General features: G+C 56.3%; 17 protein-coding genes. 8 read left to right on the top strand and 9 right to left on the bottom strand.

The genetic code is table 11. The annotated features are described in order from the left end of the window. Positions 1-44 precede the first annotated feature (44 nt). On the bottom strand, positions 45-1,733 hold the full coding sequence (narQ, locus tag NR302_RS13805; RefSeq protein ID WP_258143730.1) for a nitrate/nitrite two-component system sensor histidine kinase NarQ: 1,689 nt from the start codon (positions 1,731-1,733) through the stop codon (positions 45-47). A gap of 236 nt (positions 1,734-1,969) precedes the next feature. On the opposite strand from narQ, the gene NR302_RS13800 reads away from it, so the two are divergent. The 8 genes from NR302_RS13800 (at position 1,970) to nudK (ending at position 9,194) form a co-directional block, all read left to right on the top strand. Continuing rightward, the gene (locus NR302_RS13800; RefSeq protein ID WP_008107875.1) at positions 1,970-2,242 is read left to right on the top strand and encodes a YdgH/BhsA/McbA-like domain containing protein; all 273 of its coding nucleotides are present in this window, start codon (positions 1,970-1,972) and stop codon (positions 2,240-2,242) included. A gap of 295 nt (positions 2,243-2,537) precedes the next feature. Continuing rightward, positions 2,538-4,028, top strand: coding sequence for an L-asparagine permease (gene ansP / locus NR302_RS13795; protein WP_008107869.1), 1,491 nt, complete (start codon positions 2,538-2,540; stop codon positions 4,026-4,028). A 163-nt stretch (positions 4,029-4,191) separates the two neighbouring features. Then, positions 4,192-4,662 carry a ferredoxin-type protein NapF gene (gene napF / locus NR302_RS13790; protein ID WP_154190460.1) on the top strand — a complete coding sequence of 157 codons (471 nt, stop codon included), beginning with the start codon at positions 4,192-4,194 and terminating at the stop codon, positions 4,660-4,662. Next, complete coding sequence (locus tag NR302_RS13785) at positions 4,652-4,930, top strand: chaperone NapD (RefSeq protein ID WP_008107865.1); 279 nt, start codon at positions 4,652-4,654, stop codon at positions 4,928-4,930. The genes napF and NR302_RS13785 overlap by 11 nt, the downstream gene beginning before the upstream one ends. Next, positions 4,927-7,413 (top strand): nitrate reductase catalytic subunit NapA, encoded by a 2,487-nt coding sequence (gene napA, locus NR302_RS13780; protein WP_258143729.1) that lies wholly within the window; start codon positions 4,927-4,929, stop codon positions 7,411-7,413. The genes NR302_RS13785 and napA overlap by 4 nt, the downstream gene beginning before the upstream one ends. Positions 7,414-7,424: 11 nt before the next feature. Beyond that, positions 7,425-7,856, top strand: a complete 432-nt coding sequence (gene napB, locus NR302_RS13775; protein ID WP_154155720.1) for a nitrate reductase cytochrome c-type subunit — start codon at positions 7,425-7,427, stop codon at positions 7,854-7,856. A 7-nt stretch (positions 7,857-7,863) separates the two neighbouring features. Continuing rightward, positions 7,864-8,448: a cytochrome c-type protein NapC gene (gene napC / locus NR302_RS13770; RefSeq protein WP_008107860.1), complete on the top strand. Its 585-nt coding sequence runs from the start codon at positions 7,864-7,866 to the stop codon at positions 8,446-8,448. Positions 8,449-8,615: 167 nt separating this feature from the next. Next, positions 8,616-9,194: a GDP-mannose pyrophosphatase NudK gene (gene nudK / locus NR302_RS13765; protein WP_258143728.1), complete on the top strand. Its 579-nt coding sequence runs from the start codon at positions 8,616-8,618 to the stop codon at positions 9,192-9,194. An 83-nt stretch (positions 9,195-9,277) separates the two neighbouring features. On the opposite strand, the gene NR302_RS13760 is transcribed toward nudK, so the two are convergent. Genes NR302_RS13760 through NR302_RS13725 form a run of 8 tightly spaced genes read right to left on the bottom strand, consistent with a single transcriptional unit; the run spans position 9,278 to position 17,204 of the window. Continuing rightward, positions 9,278-10,240 carry a ribokinase gene (locus tag NR302_RS13760; RefSeq protein WP_008107858.1) on the bottom strand — a complete coding sequence of 321 codons (963 nt, stop codon included), beginning with the start codon at positions 10,238-10,240 and terminating at the stop codon, positions 9,278-9,280. Next, a complete protein-coding gene (alsK, locus tag NR302_RS13755; RefSeq protein ID WP_258143727.1) occupies positions 10,240-11,133 on the bottom strand; it encodes an allose kinase in 894 nt (297 codons plus the stop codon). Before alsK ends, NR302_RS13760 begins: the two co-directional genes overlap by 1 nt. Beyond that, positions 11,130-11,822, bottom strand: a complete 693-nt coding sequence (alsE, locus tag NR302_RS13750; protein ID WP_008107856.1) for a D-allulose 6-phosphate 3-epimerase — start codon at positions 11,820-11,822, stop codon at positions 11,130-11,132. The genes alsK and alsE overlap by 4 nt, the downstream gene beginning before the upstream one ends. Further along, positions 11,822-12,871: an ABC transporter permease gene (locus NR302_RS13745; protein WP_179449942.1), complete on the bottom strand. Its 1,050-nt coding sequence runs from the start codon at positions 12,869-12,871 to the stop codon at positions 11,822-11,824. Before NR302_RS13745 ends, alsE begins: the two co-directional genes overlap by 1 nt. Positions 12,872-12,887: 16 nt before the next feature. Further along, complete coding sequence (locus NR302_RS13740; protein WP_008107854.1) at positions 12,888-13,877, bottom strand: ABC transporter permease; 990 nt, start codon at positions 13,875-13,877, stop codon at positions 12,888-12,890. After that, positions 13,870-15,375: a sugar ABC transporter ATP-binding protein gene (locus tag NR302_RS13735; protein ID WP_258145199.1), complete on the bottom strand. Its 1,506-nt coding sequence runs from the start codon at positions 15,373-15,375 to the stop codon at positions 13,870-13,872. Before NR302_RS13735 ends, NR302_RS13740 begins: the two co-directional genes overlap by 8 nt. A gap of 2 nt (positions 15,376-15,377) precedes the next feature. Continuing rightward, positions 15,378-16,361: a substrate-binding domain-containing protein gene (locus NR302_RS13730; RefSeq protein WP_061717926.1), complete on the bottom strand. Its 984-nt coding sequence runs from the start codon at positions 16,359-16,361 to the stop codon at positions 15,378-15,380. A gap of 12 nt (positions 16,362-16,373) precedes the next feature. Continuing rightward, a complete protein-coding gene (locus NR302_RS13725; protein ID WP_258143726.1) occupies positions 16,374-17,204 on the bottom strand; it encodes a DeoR/GlpR family DNA-binding transcription regulator in 831 nt (276 codons plus the stop codon). Positions 17,205-17,663: the final 459 nt, after the last annotated feature.

The following is a 17,663-nucleotide window of genomic DNA, read 5'->3' as shown; positions in this document are numbered from 1 at the left end:
AAACCACCGTAGGGTCGCCATTCATGGCGACCTCATGCTCATTGTTAACTCAACCGATGCGCCGGGCGCGGCGGAAAACGCAGCGTAACGCGCGTACCTTGCTCCTGCGGGGTAATCATCAGCGTGCCGGATAAGCGCGCGGCACGCTCCGCCATAATCGTTAATCCATAATGTCCCGGCGGCTCTTCAAGGCTGCTAATACCGCAGCCATCGTCTTCAATCGTCAGCAGGTGGTCCTCTTCAGCGACACGCTGATAATGAATCTGAATATTCTGCGCCTGCGCATGGCGAATCGCGTTGAGCAGCGCTTCGCGCGCAATCTGCAGCACATGCACTTGCTGCTGGGCATCCAGCATTTGCAAGCCGGGCTGATAATCGAAGTCGATGGCCGCCTGCGATTGCTCCTGCAGCGGCGCAATCATCGCCTGCATCGCCTGCACCAAATCAGCCTGTTCGATGGTCAGGCGGAAAGTGGTCAGCAGTTCGCGCAATTGCTGATAGGCTTCGGCCAGCGCGCGATCAAAGTCAGCGATAATCGCCAGCGCCTGCGGTTGCGACTCATCGACATTACGCCGCAGAAGCGCCAGCTGGATGCGCAGGAAAGAGAGCGACTGCGCCAGCGAATCGTGAAGTTCGCGCGCAATGGTGGCGCGCTCTTCTATTAATAGCATCTGCTGATACTGTTTTTGCGTCTGCCAGATCCACAGCGCGCGCGCCAGCATGTTCGCCAGGCTCTGCATCAGTTCGTCAGCGGGCGGTGCGCGGCGGGTTTGCCAGCACAGCTCACCCAGCCGCTGCTCTTCCTGCATTAACGGTAATCGCTGCCAGCTTAAATCATCCGCCGCCACGCCGGCCTGAAACTCAATCCCCTCGCTGGCAATTTGCAGCACCGTTAATGCTTCACGCCGCTGCACCAGACGCAGCAATCCCTGAAACAGTTCGGGATTGGGTGGGCTGCTGGTGAGAATTTGTGAGCTTTCATACAGCAGAGAAAGCGTGCGATTGGCTTGCGTGAGATCTTCGGTTTTATCCCGCACCGCGCACTCCAGCAGGCGATAGTGCGAATGCAGCCGTTCCGCCATGGTGGTGAAGGCCTGCGCTAGCACGCCCAGTTCATTGGGTTGTTGCACCGGCAGCGGCGGAAAAGCGAAATTCGCCTGCTCAACATATTGGCTGGCGGTCACCAGCGCGTTAAGCGGCCGCACTACGTTGCGGCGGATAAAGCGAATCGTCCACAGCGCCAGCGCCACAATCGCCAGAAAACCAAACAGGCTGCTGGCGGCCACCAGATGCATTTTCAGTTCAGCGTAATGCTGCAATGCCAGCACGAAGCGGTCGATTTCGCTGACGTAGCCTGCGACACGTTGCTGGTAGATTTGTGCCCGCTCGGGCTGCAATGTCTCCTGCAACATCGGCCAGCTGTCGCGCAGATAGCGATAGCGGCTACTCACTTCAAGCGGCACCCACGCGCGCTCCAGATGTTGAAGTGCCGGGGATTCCAGCGTTTGCCGGTAGAGTTGAATGTGATGTTCCAGCTGCTGCGGATCGCGCGTGCTGTCCCACGCCAGGCGGTAAATCTGCATACGCAGCGATCCGGCGACATTCACCGCTTCGGCATCGCGCAGGCTGCTGGAGAGCGTCATCAGCGCCAGCCCGGTGGTCAATAGCGACAGCAGCACAATCACGCTGAGTGCGCGGGCAATGGTTCGAGTAACGGGACGTTTCACAATCACAGTAATAACCCTTGTAAGAGCGTGGATTATAGGGCAGCCGTGCGGTAACGGCGAGTTCGATCTCGTCACATCAGGTTACTTTTAACAGATAAAACCCTTTCTCTTTACCTTTCCCTAAATAACCCGCGCTTAGCTGGCGAAATATTAAACGGCTTTACCGCTTGCTCAACCTGGTTTTCATTCCCTGCGTGATAATGAGTCTTGTAACCCTTAACGGAAGACAACAGGAGCATCACATGAAGAGACGTTATGCCGTTCTGACTGCTGCACTGCTTGCCACCGCAAGTTTCTCGACGCTGGCAGCCCAGCCCGTAAGCGCTACACAAGCGCAAAACCTGCAAAGCGCGGGCACCGTTTCCATCAGCGGCGTACGCGGTACGCTGGATGATGCAACGCGCCATCTGTCGCAAAAAGCGCAGGAGGAAGGCGCCAGCGGCTATCGCGTTATTGGTGTACAAACTCCAGGCGATTCCAGCCTGTGGAGCGGCACCGCAGAGATTTATCGTTAATTCCCTCCAGTAGTATCCCTGTAGTAGTAGTTATCCCTGTAGCCATCCCTTTACCGGTCAGCCCTCTGACCGGTTTTTTTGTGCACCGCGACGGATTATTACAATTCATCTTGTGCAGCCTGGCGGTATTTTTTGCTTCGTTCTTGCAGAACGGGTAGGATTCATCGCCGTAAATTCCCACCCCGCCACGCGACATCGTTCCGCCGCGTGACACCGGGTTTTTACCCCATTTCGCACCGCCATACGCAATCGTTTGGTTCAGCGGTGATTGATGGTCAGGACAAACAGGATAGCTATGAAATCAACTAAAAAAACCGCAGCCGAACAACGCGCTGCGAAAAGACGCTGGCTCAACTCGCATGACAGCGGTTACCACAAAGCAATGGGTAATCGTCAGGTACAAATGATCGCCATCGGCGGTGCAATCGGTACCGGTCTGTTCCTCGGTGCTGGCGCGCGCCTGCAAATGGCCGGTCCTGCACTGGCGCTGGTTTATCTGGTGTGCGGTATCTTCTCCTTCTTTATCCTCCGTGCGTTGGGCGAACTGGTATTACACCGTCCTTCCAGCGGCAGCTTTGTTTCTTATGCACGTGAATTCCTTGGGGAAAAAGCGTCTTACGTTGCGGGCTGGATGTACTTCGTTAACTGGGCGATGACCGGTATCGTCGATATCACCGCCGTCGCGCTTTACATGCACTATTGGGGCGCGTTTGGCGATGTGCCGCAGTGGGTGTTTGCGCTGGGCGCACTGGCGATTGTCGGCACCATGAACATGATCGGCGTGAAGTGGTTCGCCGAGATGGAGTTCTGGTTCGCGCTGGTCAAAGTGCTGGCGATTGTGGCGTTCCTGATTGTGGGAACGATATTCCTGGGCAGCGGTAAGCCGCTCGACGGCAACACCACAGGATTCCACTTGATCACCGATAACGGCGGCTTCTTCCCGCACGGTTTGCTGCCAGCGCTGGTGTTGGTGCAGGGCGTAGTGTTCGCCTTCGCCTCGATTGAGCTGGTTGGTACGGCGGCAGGCGAGTGTAAAGATCCCAAAACCATGCTGCCTAAAGCCATCAACAGCGTGATCTGGCGTATCGGCCTGTTCTACGTCGGTTCGGTAGTGTTGCTGGTGCTGCTGCTGCCGTGGAACGCCTATCAGGCGGGACAAAGCCCGTTCGTGACCTTCTTCTCTAAACTTGGCGTGCCTTACATCGGTAGCGTGATGAACATCGTGGTGCTGAGCGCCGCGCTGTCGAGCCTCAACTCGGGGCTTTATTCTACCGGTCGTATCCTGCGTTCGATGTCGATGGGCGGTTCTGCACCGCAGTTCATGTCGAAGATGAGCAAACAGCAGGTGCCGTATGCCGGTATTTTAGTGACCATCGGTGTATACATATTTGGTGTGGTACTCAACTACTACGTGCCTTCTCAGGTATTTGAAATCGTTCTGAACTTTGCTTCGCTCGGCATCATTTCGTCGTGGGGCTTTATCGTGGTGTGTCAGATGCGTCTGCGCAAAGCGATTAAAGAAGGCAAGGCAGACGATGTCAGCTTCAAACTGCCGTGGGCGCCGTTTACTTCATGGTTGACGCTGCTATTCCTGGCGAGCGTGCTGGTGTTGATGGCGTTTGACTATCCAAACGGCACCTACACCATAGCCTCAATTCCGTTAATTGCCGTGATTCTGGTGCTGGGCTGGTTTGGCGTGCGCAAACGCGTGCATGCTGAAGCGCAGAAAGAGCATGAACATCATGCTGAGAATCACGATACGCTGGCGGAAGATTCACCGCGCTAATCACAGCGATTCTCATCTGCGGGGGCCTTTTGGCCCCCGTTTTTATTTCAATTCCCCTTCACTTGATCCCACGTCGGGATTTACCCCTTTGGGGTGATATAGCCCTCATTAGCGTCAGGTTATTTTACGCACCATCTCTCTTTCCCCCGTTTAAGGTGAACCGATGGCGCTGTCGCGACGTGAACTCTTTACCGGGCAGCGCGTAGCGTCTGCTAACGGCATCGCTTTGCCGTGGTGGCGGGGAGAGAACGGTTGTGATGGCTGCGGCAAATGCGTGGCGGCCTGCGAAACCCACATCATCCGCCTGGCTGCCGGTGAAGTACCGCACCTCGATTTTCTGCAGGGCGAATGCACGTTTTGCGCTGCCTGCGTAGACGCTTGCCCGCAGCCGCTGTTCCACGCGCGTGAAACCGAACCGTTTCCGCAACGCATTCGCATCGACAACCGCTGCATCACCTTTCTTGGCGTAAATTGCCGCAGTTGTCAGGAGAGTTGCGAACAGCAAGCCATCCGTTTCCATTTGATGCCAAACGGCATCGCACAGCCTGAAACCCTTCCGCAGCATTGCACCGGTTGCGGCGCCTGCATCGCGCCTTGTCCGGTCTCAGCCACAGGATTACATCATGAACCATGAACACAGTTGGCACGTCTGCGGCCTGGTGATTCAGGCGCGCCCGGCGTCGATTCCCGCCGTGAAAAGTGCGCTGCTGGCCTTTGACGATTGCGATATCGCTGCCGAAGACGCCGCACGCGGCACGCTGGCGGTGACGCTGGGTGCGGCAGATAGCGCCGCGCTGCTGCGCAATATTGAAGAGAGTCGCAACATCGCTGGCGTGTTGGCGGTATCGCTGGTTTATCACCAGCAAGACGAAATTGAAGAACCTTGTAAGGAAGCATCATGAGTATAAGTCGTCGTGATTTTATGAAGGCCAATGCGGCGGCGGCTGCTGCCACGGCTGTAGGACTCACCATTCCTACCGTGACCAAAGCCGCGACCTCGCTGGCTGCGCCGATTCGCTGGGAAAAAGCGCCGTGCCGATTCTGCGGCACCGGCTGTGGCGTGTTGGTCGGCACCCAGGATGGCCACGTAGTGGCTTCGCAGGGCGATCCGCAGGCAGAAGTGAACCGCGGTCTGAACTGTATCAAAGGCTATTTCCTGCCGAAGATCATGTATGGAAAAGATCGTCTGACCCAGCCGCTGCTGCGCATGACCGACGGCAAATATGCCAAAGAGGGCGAGTTCACGCCGGTCAGTTGGGATCAAGCCTTCGACATCATGGAAGAGAAGTTCAAAGCGGCGCTGAAAGCCAACGGCCCGGATTCGGTCGGCATGTTCGGTTCCGGTCAGTGGACGGTATGGGAAGGTTACGCGGCCTCCAAGCTGATGAAAGCCGGTTTCCGCACCAACAATCTCGATCCTAATGCGCGTCACTGCATGGCTTCAGCGGTGGTCGGCTTTATGCGCACCTTCGGCATGGATGAACCGATGGGCTGCTACGACGACATCGAGCAGGCCGACGCCTTTGTGCTGTGGGGCTCGAACATGGCGGAGATGCACCCGATTCTCTGGTCACGTATCACCGCGCGTCGTCTCAGTAATGACAACGTCAAAGTGGCGGTGCTTTCAACCTATCGTCATCGCAGCTTCGAGCTGGCCGATAACGCGATAGTGTTCACGCCGCAGAGCGATTTGGTGATCCTCAACTTCATCGCCAACTACATTATTCAGAACAATAATGTCGATAAAACCTTCCTGCAGAACCACGTGACGCTGCGCAAAGGCGTGACTGACATCGGTTACGGTTTGCGTCCAACCGATCCGCGTCAGGCTGCGGCGAAGAACCCGGACAGCGGCGAATCCACGCCAATGAGCTTCGACGAGTTTGCGAAGTTTGTTTCCGAGTACACGGTGGAAAAAACCAGCGCAATGAGCGGCGTGGAGAAAGATCAGTTGATCGCGCTGGCCGAACTGTATGCCGACCCGAAAGTGAACGTGGTGTCGTACTGGACCATGGGCTTCAACCAGCATACGCGCGGCGTGTGGGCCAATAACCTGTGCTACAACCTGCACTTGTTGACCGGCAAAATCTCGCGTCCGGGCACCGGTCCGTTCTCACTCACCGGCCAGCCGTCGGCGTGCGGCACGGCGCGTGAAGTTGGTACATTCGCCCACCGTTTACCGGCGGATATGGTGGTCAACAATGATAAACACCGCGCCACCGCCGAGAAGCTGTGGAAGCTGCCGCAGGGCACGGTGCCAGCCAAAATTGGTTTGCACGCTGTGGCGCAGGATCGCGCGCTAAAAGATGGCAAGCTCAACGCTTATTGGGTGATGTGTAACAACAATATGCAGGCCGGTCCGAACCTGACGCAGGAGCGTATGCCGGGCTGGCGCGATGAGCGCAACTTCATCGTGGTTTCCGATCCCTATCCCACCGTCAGCGCCTTGTCGGCTGACCTGATTCTGCCTACCGCGATGTGGGTGGAGAAAGAGGGCGCTTACGGCAACGCCGAACGTCGCACCCAGTTCTGGCATCAGCAGGTCAAAGCGCCGGGCGACGCGAAATCCGATCTTTGGCAGCTGGTGAACTTCTCCAAACGTTTCAAAGTGGCTGAAGTGTGGCCAGAAGCGCTGCTGGCGCAGAATCCTGAGCTGCGTGACAAAACGCTGTTTGATGTGCTGTACGCCAACGGCCAGGTCAACCAGTTCCCGCTGAGTGAAGTGGCAGATGACCAGTTGAATGATGAAGCGCGCGAGTTTGGCTTCTACATCCAAAAAGGCTTGTTCGAAGAGTACGCCAGCTTTGGTCGCGGTCACGGCCACGATCTCGCGCCGTTCGATGTTTACCATCAGGCGCGCGGCTTGCGCTGGCCGGTTGTCGATGGCAAAGAAACGCGCTGGCGCTATCGCGAAGGTTACGACAGCTACGTCAAAGCCGGTGAAGGCGTGCGTTTCTACGGCAAGCCGGATGGCAAAGCCACCATTTTCGCGCTGCCATACGAAGCGCCAGCGGAATCGCCGGATGAAGAGTACGACCTGTGGTTCTGTACCGGTCGCGTGCTGGAACACTGGCATACCGGCACCATGACGCGTCGCGTGCCGGAACTGCACCGCGCGGTGCCGCAGGCGCTACTCTATATACATCCGCTGGATGCTAAAGAGCGCAATTTCCGTCGCGGCGAGAAAGTTCGCGTGGTGTCGCGTCGTGGTGAAACCCTTGCCACCGTGGAAACGCGCGGTCGCAATCAGCCGCCAAAAGGTCTGGTATTTATGCCGTTCTTTGATGCGGGCGTGCTGGCCAACAACGTCACGCTGGACGCCACCGATCCGCTGTCGAAGCAGACCGATTACAAAAAATGCGCCGTCAAGCTGGTTAAAATTTAAGGCAGGATGCAATGAAACCCTTAATCACACTCGTTACTTTGGCCGCCCTGATGCTGGGCGGCACGGTTTACGCCAATAACGGCGTCGATCTTAATCAGTCACCGGAAGTGACGGCCACGCAGCAGGGCACCATTCATCAGCCCAAAGAGCAGAGCCGCCAACCGTTGAACTACGTGAATCAGCCGCCGGTGATCCCGCACAGCGTGGATGGCTACCAGGTGACGAAAAACGTTAACCGTTGCCTGCAGTGTCACGGCACGCAGAGCTATCTCACCACCGGCGCGCCGCGCGTCAGCCCAACGCACTTCACCGATCGTGATGGTCTGGTGAGCAGCACCGTGTCGCCGCGCCGCTACTTCTGCCTGCAGTGTCACGTACCGCAAACCGATGCCAAACCGGTGGTGGAAAACACCTTCAAACCGGCTGACGGCTTCGGTAAGTGAGGAAATGATGAAAGAGAAACTTCTGCGCATCTGGCGCTGGTGGCGACGTCCAAGTCGTCTGGCGCTCGGCACCTTGCTGATTCTGGGCTTTGCTGGCGGGATTATTTTCTGGGGTGGATTCAACACCGCGATGGAGATGACCAACCGCGAGCAGTTCTGTATCGGCTGCCATGAAATGCGCAATAACGTCTATCAGGAATATATGCAGACGGTGCACTACAACAACCGCAGCGGCGTGCGCGCCACCTGTCCGGATTGTCACGTGCCGCACGAGTGGGGCCCGAAAATGCTGCGTAAGATCCAGGCGAGCAAAGAGGTGTATGCCAAGATTTTCGGCATCATTGATACGCCGCAAAAGTTTGAGGATCACCGCATCGAGCTGGCGCAAAACGAGTGGCGCAGGATGAAAAACAACAATTCGCAGGAGTGTCGTAACTGCCACAACTTCGATTATATGGATTTCACCGCGCAGAAAACCGTGGCAGCGAAGATGCACAGCAAAGCGATTGAGGAAGGGAAAACCTGTATCGATTGCCACAAAGGCATCGCGCACCATCTGCCGGATATGAAAGACCAGCCAAACGGCTTTTGAACCGGTTGCCATAAATGGCAACCCTACGTTCCAACTTATTTCCCCCGTAGGGTCGCCATTTATGGCGACCTCCTTTTTATACCTCCTCCATCCTCACAATTCAGATAGTTTTCCCCGCCGCTTCGGCCTATTATCTCAGGCTCCCTCAATTTAGCAGTGGAGCGGTTATGTCGTTAAAGATCAACATCATCAAAGACAAGTTGCTGTCAGAAAATTGGTTTGTGCTGCGCAACTTCACCTACGAACTCACCCGCAACAATGGCGAAGTCGTGCGTCACAAGCGCGAAGTTTACGATCGCGGTAACGGCGCCACCATCCTGCTGTATAACACAGAAAAAAATAGCGTTCTGCTGGTGCGTCAGTTCCGCATTGCCACCTATGTGAATGGCAATGAAAGCGGAGAGCTGATTGAGACCTGCGCGGGGCTGATGGATGACGACTCGCCGGAAGAGTGCATTCGCAAAGAAGCGATTGAAGAGACCGGTTATCAGGTGGGCAAGGTGGAGAAACTCTACGAAGTCTATATGTCGCCGGGCGGCGTCACCGAATTGATCCACTTCTTCGCCGCGCAATACAGCGATGCGCAGCGCGCCAACAACGGCGGTGGCGTTGAGGATGAAGATATTACCGTACTGGAGCTGAGTTTCCCGGAAGCGCTGGCGATGGTAAAAGATGGCCGCATTCGTGACGGTAAAGCCATTATGTTGTTGCAGCATGCCCAAATCGCCGGGTGGTTGAAGCCGTAATTTGGCCAGGTCGCCATAAATGGCGACCCTACAACACCCGTAGGGGCGGCATTCATGCCGACCTTGTCCATTACCGCACAGGATTATACCAACTCACCCAACGCTTCCGGCACACACTCCGGATATGCCTGCAATCGCGCCAGCGCTTCAGCGTAAGAGGGCATCGAGTGTGCCGCTCCAGAGCGTTCCACGCACAGCGAAGCATAGGCCGAAGCAAACAGCGCCGCTTGCGGCAATTCATCGCCCGAAGCCAGCCGCGCCGCCAGTGCGCCGTTAAATGCATCGCCCGCGCCGGTGGTATCCAGCGGCTGCGCCGGGAACAGCGGAATACGCAGCGGCGGCTGTTCGGCTACTGAGAGCAACGCGCCGGAAACTCCCAAGGTAATAATCACCTGACGCGCGCCTTTACGGTGCAGCTTTTCTGCCGCTTGCTGTGCGCTGGCGAAGTCGGTGACCTTCACGCCGGTCAGCTGCATCGCTTCGGTGCTGTTCGGCGTCAACAAGTCCACTTTCGCCAGCAGCGCATCAGTGACTTTCTGCCACGGCGCGGGATTCATAATCACAAAGGTGCCGCCAGCGCGCGCGTTATCGATCATGCGCTGAATGGCGCTGAGATTATTCTCCAGCTGCACCAGCAGAATATCGGCCGCCGCGACGGTGGGTTGGCAGCGCGTCACTTCGGCGGCTGTTACCGTGGTGTTCGCGCCGGGATAGACCGAAATCATGTTCTCGGCATCGTCACCGGCAACGTAAATTAGCGCGTTGCCGGTTGGCTTCTCCTTGCAGGTGAACAAGGTGATGGCATCGAAACCGGTCTTTTCCAGATGACGACGCGCAAACATGCCGAAGTCATCATTACCAATCTTTCCGATATAGTGCACGCGCGCGCCGGCACGCAGCGCGGCCGTGGCCTGGTTGGCGCCTTTGCCGCCCGGTCCCATCATGCTGGTATGGGCGGTGAGCGATTCGCCCGGCATCGGAAAACGGTTCATCACCGCGACCACGTCGAGGTTGAACGAGCCAAACACACACACTTTTCCTTTCATCATGCACTCCTGAACAGACGTTCGGCGGCTAAACAGGCACCGCGACAACCGGTGTGATCGGTGGATTGGCTAAACACGATCTTCAAACCGTCGCGCGTGGCGGGTGGACGAAGATGCTGCTGGATCTGGCTGCGTAACTGCGCCAGCGGGAAGTCCGCCATCGCCAGCACGCCGCCGCCGAGAATCAGGTATTCCGGATCGAGAATGTTCATCTCGGTGGCAATCAACTGCGCCAGGCGCTGCACAAAAGCCTGTAGCTCCGGATGCTCACGATGCTGGGTAAACAGCACCGACATATTGGTCTCCGGCACATTAGCGCTCGCCCAGCGGCTCAGCCAATGGCCAGAAGTGACGGTTTCCGCACAGCCACGATTGCCGCACGGGCAGGGCAGATCGTTGCCGGCAACGGGCACATGACCAAGCTCACCCGCGCCACCGTGCTGACCATGATAAAACTGACCGTTGATCCACAAACTGTTGCCCATGCCGGTGCCGGGATACAAACCCACCGCGCTGTCCGGCAGCTGCTCCAGCTGCAGTAAATCCCACAGCATCAGATGGTTAACATCTTTATCCATCGCCACCGGCACGCCAAGACGTTCGGTGAGCAGCGCGGCAACCGGTTGTTGATCCAGCGCCTGAATAAACGGCAGCGAAATCACCTGCTGGCGGTCGCGGCTGAGAATGCCGGGTAATCCGAGCATCACACCGCTCACCGGCTGCTGCTCCAGCGTTTCGCTGATTAACTCGCCCAACGCGCTAAGCGCATCAGGTTGCTGCGCCCAGCTGGCCGTCGGCACTTTACGGAAGCTCGACCAAACGCGGCCTGCTTCCATCAGCTGCAGACGTGTGCCGGTGCCGCCAATGTCGATACCGAGCCAGCATTTTTTCATGCGGATACCTGCGCCAATCCCTGAGCCTCATCGATGCTTTCGCGCATCATATTCCAGGCGGTTTCCAGATCGTCATGGATATTGAATAAACCGGAGGTGCCAACAATCAGCACTTCTGCGCCCGCGCCAACCAGCGTGTTGTAAGTGCGGGTGTTGCAGGAACCGTCAATCTCAATCAGGTATTTATAGCCGTTGGCCTGCTTGAGCGCTTTCAGCTCCTGTACCTTCTGCACCATTTCCGGAATAAACGGTTGCCCGGCGTAGCCCGGATCCACCGTCATCACGGTGATCTTATCCACCAGATGAATGTAGTGATGGATAAAGGAGACCGGCGTCGCGGGGTTGAGCACCACGCCAACTTTCTTGCCGAAGCTGCGGATCATATTGATCACGCGGAACGCATCGCGGTTGATGGTTTCGGCGTGCGGGCAGATGTAATCCGCACCCGCTTTGGCAATCACTTCAATGAAATCGGTGGGCTGCTCGACCATCAAATGCACATCCAGCGCCACTTTGGTAAACGGGCGAATCTGCTCAATAAAGAACGGCGACAGCGTGATATTTTTCACGTAGTGACCATCCATAATGTCGATATGCAGGAAGTCGGCGCGGGAGTCCAGCACGGCGAGCTGGTGCTTGATCTCCATCAGATTCATACACATCAACGACGGGGAGACTTGAATACGCATCATACTTCCTTTTTTTCGGTCAAAGGGTTAAGCGCCGCAGCCAGCTTGCTGAGTTTGACGGCACGATGTTCGTTAAAGCGGGTTTTGAATTGTTTGAAGGCCAGCACCACAATCAGTACCGCGCCCCACATCGCCAGGCTGACGTGCTGGCTGATATTCATCAGGTTGAAGCCGGTGGAGAGCACTTGCAGCGCGATCAGCGCCAGCACCACGCCGGTGACGCGACCAAAGCCGCCGTTGGGATCGGTACCGCCAAGGATGATCGCCAGCACCGTCAGCAGCAGATACGCATCGCCGTAACCCATACGCGCCGAGTTGAAGCGCGCCATCATGATCAGTCCGGCCAACACGCACAGCAGGCTGGAGATGACGTACACCAGAATCACCATGCGATGGGTGTTGATGCCGCTAAACCAGGTGGCGTTGATGTTACTGCCGCCCATGTAGATGCATTTACCGGCGCGGGTTTTGCCGAGGAACAGCGCCAGCAGCGCGGCAGCAATCAGGAACACCCACAGCGGCAGCGGAACGCCAAGCAACGTGTTAGAACCGAGCGCCTGCACCACCGACGGCATACCGCTGACCGCTGCACCTTTGGTCAGCCAGATGCCGATACCGTTCAGCGTCATCATGGTCGCCAGCGTCACCAGAATCGGGTGCGCACCGATGCGCGTCACCATCACGCCGGTTATCACGCCAATCAGCGCCGCAATCAGCATCGCGCCGATGATTGCGATGAACAGCCACAGCAGTTGCATGCCGGTTCCCGCATCGGCGGGCAGGGCGCGCATCAGCGTCCAGGCGATAAACAGCGCCGTCAGATTAGCGGTGGCGATGATCGCCAGATTCAGTCCGCCGCTGAGAATGGCGATAAACATCGCCAGCGTCAGCAAGCCGAGTTCGGGCAGCTGAAACGCCATGCTCATAAAGGTCGAATCCGTGAGAAAGCGGCCCGGCAGCATGATGGTGAAGGTCGCCAGCGCCAGCGCAATGAGTAGCATCAGGCCGATATTGGTGCCGTCCGGACGCAGAGCAGAGAGTGATTTCATGTGAATGCGCCTTCCGTTAAACGAAACTGACATCAGTTTCTTTACGTTTTTTGTAGTGAGTCACGGCGATGGCCACCATGATCACGCCACCCACCACGATGTTCATGAAGTAGTTGGAGACGCCAATCAGGTTGAGGCCGTTCTTCAGGATGGCGATGAGGAACACACCCATTAAGGTGCCGCTCACCGTGCCTTTGCCGCCCATCAGGCTGGCACCGCCCAGCACCGTGGCCGCCAGCACATCCAGCTCGCCGCCGACCAGCGCATTCGGCACCACTTCACCCATGCGATAGACCTGCACTAAGCCGCCAATCGCCGCCATCGCACCCAGCCAGCCGTAGGCGAAGATGTGGATAAGACCGACGCGAATACCGATGCGGCGCGCTGATTCCGCATCGCCGCCCACCGCATACAGCTGGCGGCCGAGATTGGTTTTGTTCAGCAGCAGCGCGGTGAGTCCGGCAATCACCAGCATGGTCACCAGCGGCAATCCAATCTGGAAGCTGTTGCCTTGCCAGCTGAACGGCAGCACGCTGCGCAGCGTGATCCACCAATCCGGCAGCGAATAGAGGCTTTTGCCACCGGTCACCCACATCAGCAGACCAAACAGCAGCGACTGCATGCTGATGGTGATGATGATCGACACCACGCGCAGCGAGGTAATCAGCAGGGCGTTGATTACGCCAAACAGCGTGCCGCACACCACCGCCAGCAGAATGCTGAGTAGGGCGTTATCAAACTGGAACTGCACAAATAGGGAGGCGATCAGGTATTGCACCACCGACGCCACCGCAGCAAAGGAGATATCGATGCCGCCGGTCACCAGCACCACAAACAGGCCGAGGGCAAAGATGCCGGTCACGGCGTAGCTTTCGGCCAGATCCAGCAGGTTTTGTACCGTCAGGAACTGATCGCTGGCGGCAGAGAAAAACACGATGAACGCCAGCAAAACCCAGGCAAGCCAGCCCTGGCTGGAGCTCGGACGTAAACGAGAAAAATCAGGCATTGATCACCTCCGCCAGCTGCTGTTGCTCAACGGTATCGGGTTGGTATTCGGCATGAACGGTGCCATCACGGAAGTGCAGGATGCGGTCGCAGTTGTACCAAACCTCGGGCACTTCGTCGGAAATCAGGATGATCGACAAACCTTCCTTCGCCAGCAGATGAATCAGCTGATAGATGCTGGCTTTAGCGCCGACATCCACGCCAACGGTGGGCGAATCGAGGATCAGGATGCGCGGCTGGGTCAGCACCCATTTCGCCAGCACGATTTTCTGCTGGTTGCCGCCGGAGAGCGTGGAGATCGCCAGATTGGGATCGGCAACGCGCACGCCAAGCTGCTGAATCCACTGCAGGATCAGCTTGTTCTTGCGGTATTCGTCAATCAGGTGGAAACGGTTTTGCAGTTTGTCGAGGATCGGCAACACCATGTTGTCGGCCACAGATTGCTGCTGGACTAAGCCCTGCGTTAAGCGATCTTCAGAGACGTAGCCGATACCGGCTTTGATCGCGTCTTCGTGTCCACGGAAGCGCACCGGTTTGCTGTCGAGCCAGATCTTGCCGCTGTCGGGTTTGGTCATGCCAAACAGCGATAGCGCCAGTTCGGTGCGGCCAGAGCCCAGCAGGCCGCACAGGCCCAGCACTTCGCCCTGATAGAGTTTGAAATTAACGTCGTGGTATTGTCCGGCGCGCGTCAGTTTTTCGACTTCGAGGATCAGGCGGTCGTCATTGCGCGTCGGCGTTTTTAACTGGTAGTCGAGCTTCAGGCCGGTCATCAGTTCGGTCAGATGGTGCGGCGTCATCTCTTTGGCGGGCCAGCAGCCCATTTTGCGGCCGTCGCGAATCACCGTCACGCGATCCGAAATCTCCAGCACTTCATCCAGACGATGGCTGACAAACACCACGCAGATGTTTTTGTCTTTCAGGTAACGCACGGTGCGCAGCAGCTGATTTACCTCGGTACGCGTCAGCGACGCCGTTGGTTCATCCATGATTACCAGCCGCGCATCGGCGACCAGCGCACGGCAAATCGCCACCTGCTGGCGGGCGGCAATCGACAGCGATGCCACTTTCTCATCGAGGTCGAGGTCAAACTTCAGCTCATCTATAATGCGCTGCGCCGATTCACGCAGTTTGGCTTTGCGGTGCCAGCCGAGCAGGCTACTTAAGTTGTGCTCGAAGGCGATGTTTTCCGCCACGCTGAGATTGGGGAACAGCGACAGATCCTGGTAGATCACCTGGATGCCGAAGTCACGCGCCTGACGTGTGGTCAGACGCGGGAAGCTTGGGCCTTCGCCCAGCGTGATGCGGCTGCCGCTATCCGGGGCATGCACCCCGGAAATGACTTTGATTAAGGTGCTCTTGCCACAGCCGTTGGTGCCAGCGAGACAGTGCACTTCGCCAGCCAGCAAGGTCAGCGAGATATCGCTCAGTGCGCGGTTGCCACCAAATGTTTTCGACAGGTTGTCGAGCGCAATCAGCGTCTGTGGGATCACCTCTTTCATCATTACAGCCCCATTTTCACCAGTTTTGGCAGGTTCTCTTTGTCCAGGCTTTCGGTGTTGTTACCGAGGATGGTGTGGGTCGCCTCGTCAACTTTCACTTTGCCCAAACCCTCGATGGTCATTCCGTCGGTGATTGGCTCTTTCTTCTGCATCATGTCGGCGATGCGCACGAACACTTCGCCTGCGGTCTGCGGATTCCAGATGTAGCCGCCTTTGATCGCGCCGCGCTGCACCAGTGACGCGCCCTGACCAGGACTGAAGGCTCCAATCACGCAAACCTGATCCATCTTGTTACGGTTCATCACCGCACGACCGGCGCCAATCGGACCTTGTGAACCAAAGGCCATAATCCCTTTCAAATCCGGGTACTTGGACATCAGTTCGTTGGTCGTACGGATCGAGTCATCCAGCGATTCGCCGACGCCAAACTTGTCGGTGACCATCTGCATCTTCGGATAGTGTTCTTTCTGGTAATTCAGCGCCGCATCGGTCCACTGCTGATGCAATGGCACGGTCAGGCTGCCGACGTACATGGCGTATTTGCCCTCTTCATGCATGCACTTCGCCAGCGCTTTCATATGGTTGATGCCGTGCGTCGGCGCATCCACCAGTTCGAAGTCCCAGTTGGCGCCTTTCTGATCCGGCGATTCGTGAGTGATCACTTCAATGCCGGCATCACGGGCGCGCTTCAGCACCGGTTCCAGAACTTTCGGGTCATTCGGCACCACGCCAATGATGTCGACCTTCTGGGCGATCAGATCTTCGATAGCGCGCACCTGCAAAGCCGGATCGGCCGCGGTTGGGCCCACCATCCACGCGTCAATGCCGCGTTTCGCCGCTTCACTCTTGATACCCGCTTCCATGGCGTTGAACCACGGAATACCGCCAATTTTCACCACGATGCCCATGCGTAATTTGTCAGCAGCGTGCGCGCCGGAGGCGGCAAACAGGGCGAGCAGAGAACAGGCGATAAGATGTTTTTTCATAAAGACTCCGATTTAATTTTTTATTAGCTGCATAGAATGGCTGCGCTGGGAGCAATCAATAATATTGACGCCGTTCCACGCTAATTCTTGTTCCAGCTCTTTGTCTTTTAATTGGTCAGTAATGAGGAAGTCCACATCGCGATAATGACAAATACGCGCGAATGAGGGCTGCAGGAATTTACTTCCGTCCAGCAGCAGATGTTTTCTTTCCGCTGCTAATAACATTTGCTGTTTTAAATGTGCGTTGTTTTCGTTCCCTTCGCGTAAATAACCGTCATTGCCTAAACTGCTACAGGAAAAAAAGATCTTATTAATCTGAAATTCCCTGAGCGGTTGCTCGGCGACTACGCCGTGGAAATCTTCATAACGGTCAGAATATTCTCCCCCCAGACAGATAGTGCGGATGCTGCCGCGTGCCGCAAGGGTTTGCACAATCCTGATGGAGTTGGTTAATACCGTTAATTCAATATCTGGCAGCTGTCGCGCTAAATACCAGCAAGTGGTGCTGCTATCGAGTAATATACAATCGCCAGGGCTAATGAAATCGAGTGCGCGTTTGGCAATAGCCATCTTGGCATCAACGTGTTCATTTATTCTCTGGCGGAAAGATAATTCATACTCGTTAACGCCTCTTGTATTCCCCTGAATGTTAGCGGCCTGTCGTTTTGCTGGTACCGCACCACCGTGACTGCGTTGTAACAGACCACGTTTCTCCAGCTGAGTTAAATCACGCCGAATGGTTTCTTGTGAAACCTGACATAACGTGACTAATTCAGCGACAATGACCCGACCATTTACATTTAATTCGTCAATAATTCGCTGCTGTCTTTCAATCGGCAACATACTAACCTCCGATGGTTATAAATTACTGGATTGCGCATTTGGAAAGTGTGGGCTGCGCACGAGTCCACAGTCACCAAAACGCCTTAGCTGATTAGAGTGATCTGGATCTGTCTTTAATGTAAATGAGATGTCTGGTTATTAAAATTACGTGAAGTACTTCACATAAATGCGCCTGATGTCGCGAAATCCGCGTTCTACGCGCGTTGCATAGCCGCAACATGGATTTAACCTAGCATGACTGTTTATGCCCGTTTGTGTGTATTTGACCGTTTTGTGATGCGTCAACAAGAGTGCGACGAATCCGATTGAGCAGGAATCGGTCAAAACGGATGATGAGCCATTGCGTTATCCAATACCCGATTGCCACAAGGTGATGTCTTTTTCAGCGGTTGACCCCGCTTTTAGGGCCGGCTCACAGTTTAGGCCTGCTGACAGCGTTCCCGTTGCGCTATTATTTTC

This window comes from Pantoea sp. SOD02, assembly GCF_024707505.1.
Taxonomy (GTDB): domain Bacteria; phylum Pseudomonadota; class Gammaproteobacteria; order Enterobacterales; family Enterobacteriaceae; genus Pantoea; species Pantoea symbiotica.
The sequence above is the reverse complement of the archived record's forward strand: the minus strand, read 5'-3'. Positions and strand labels throughout refer to the sequence as shown.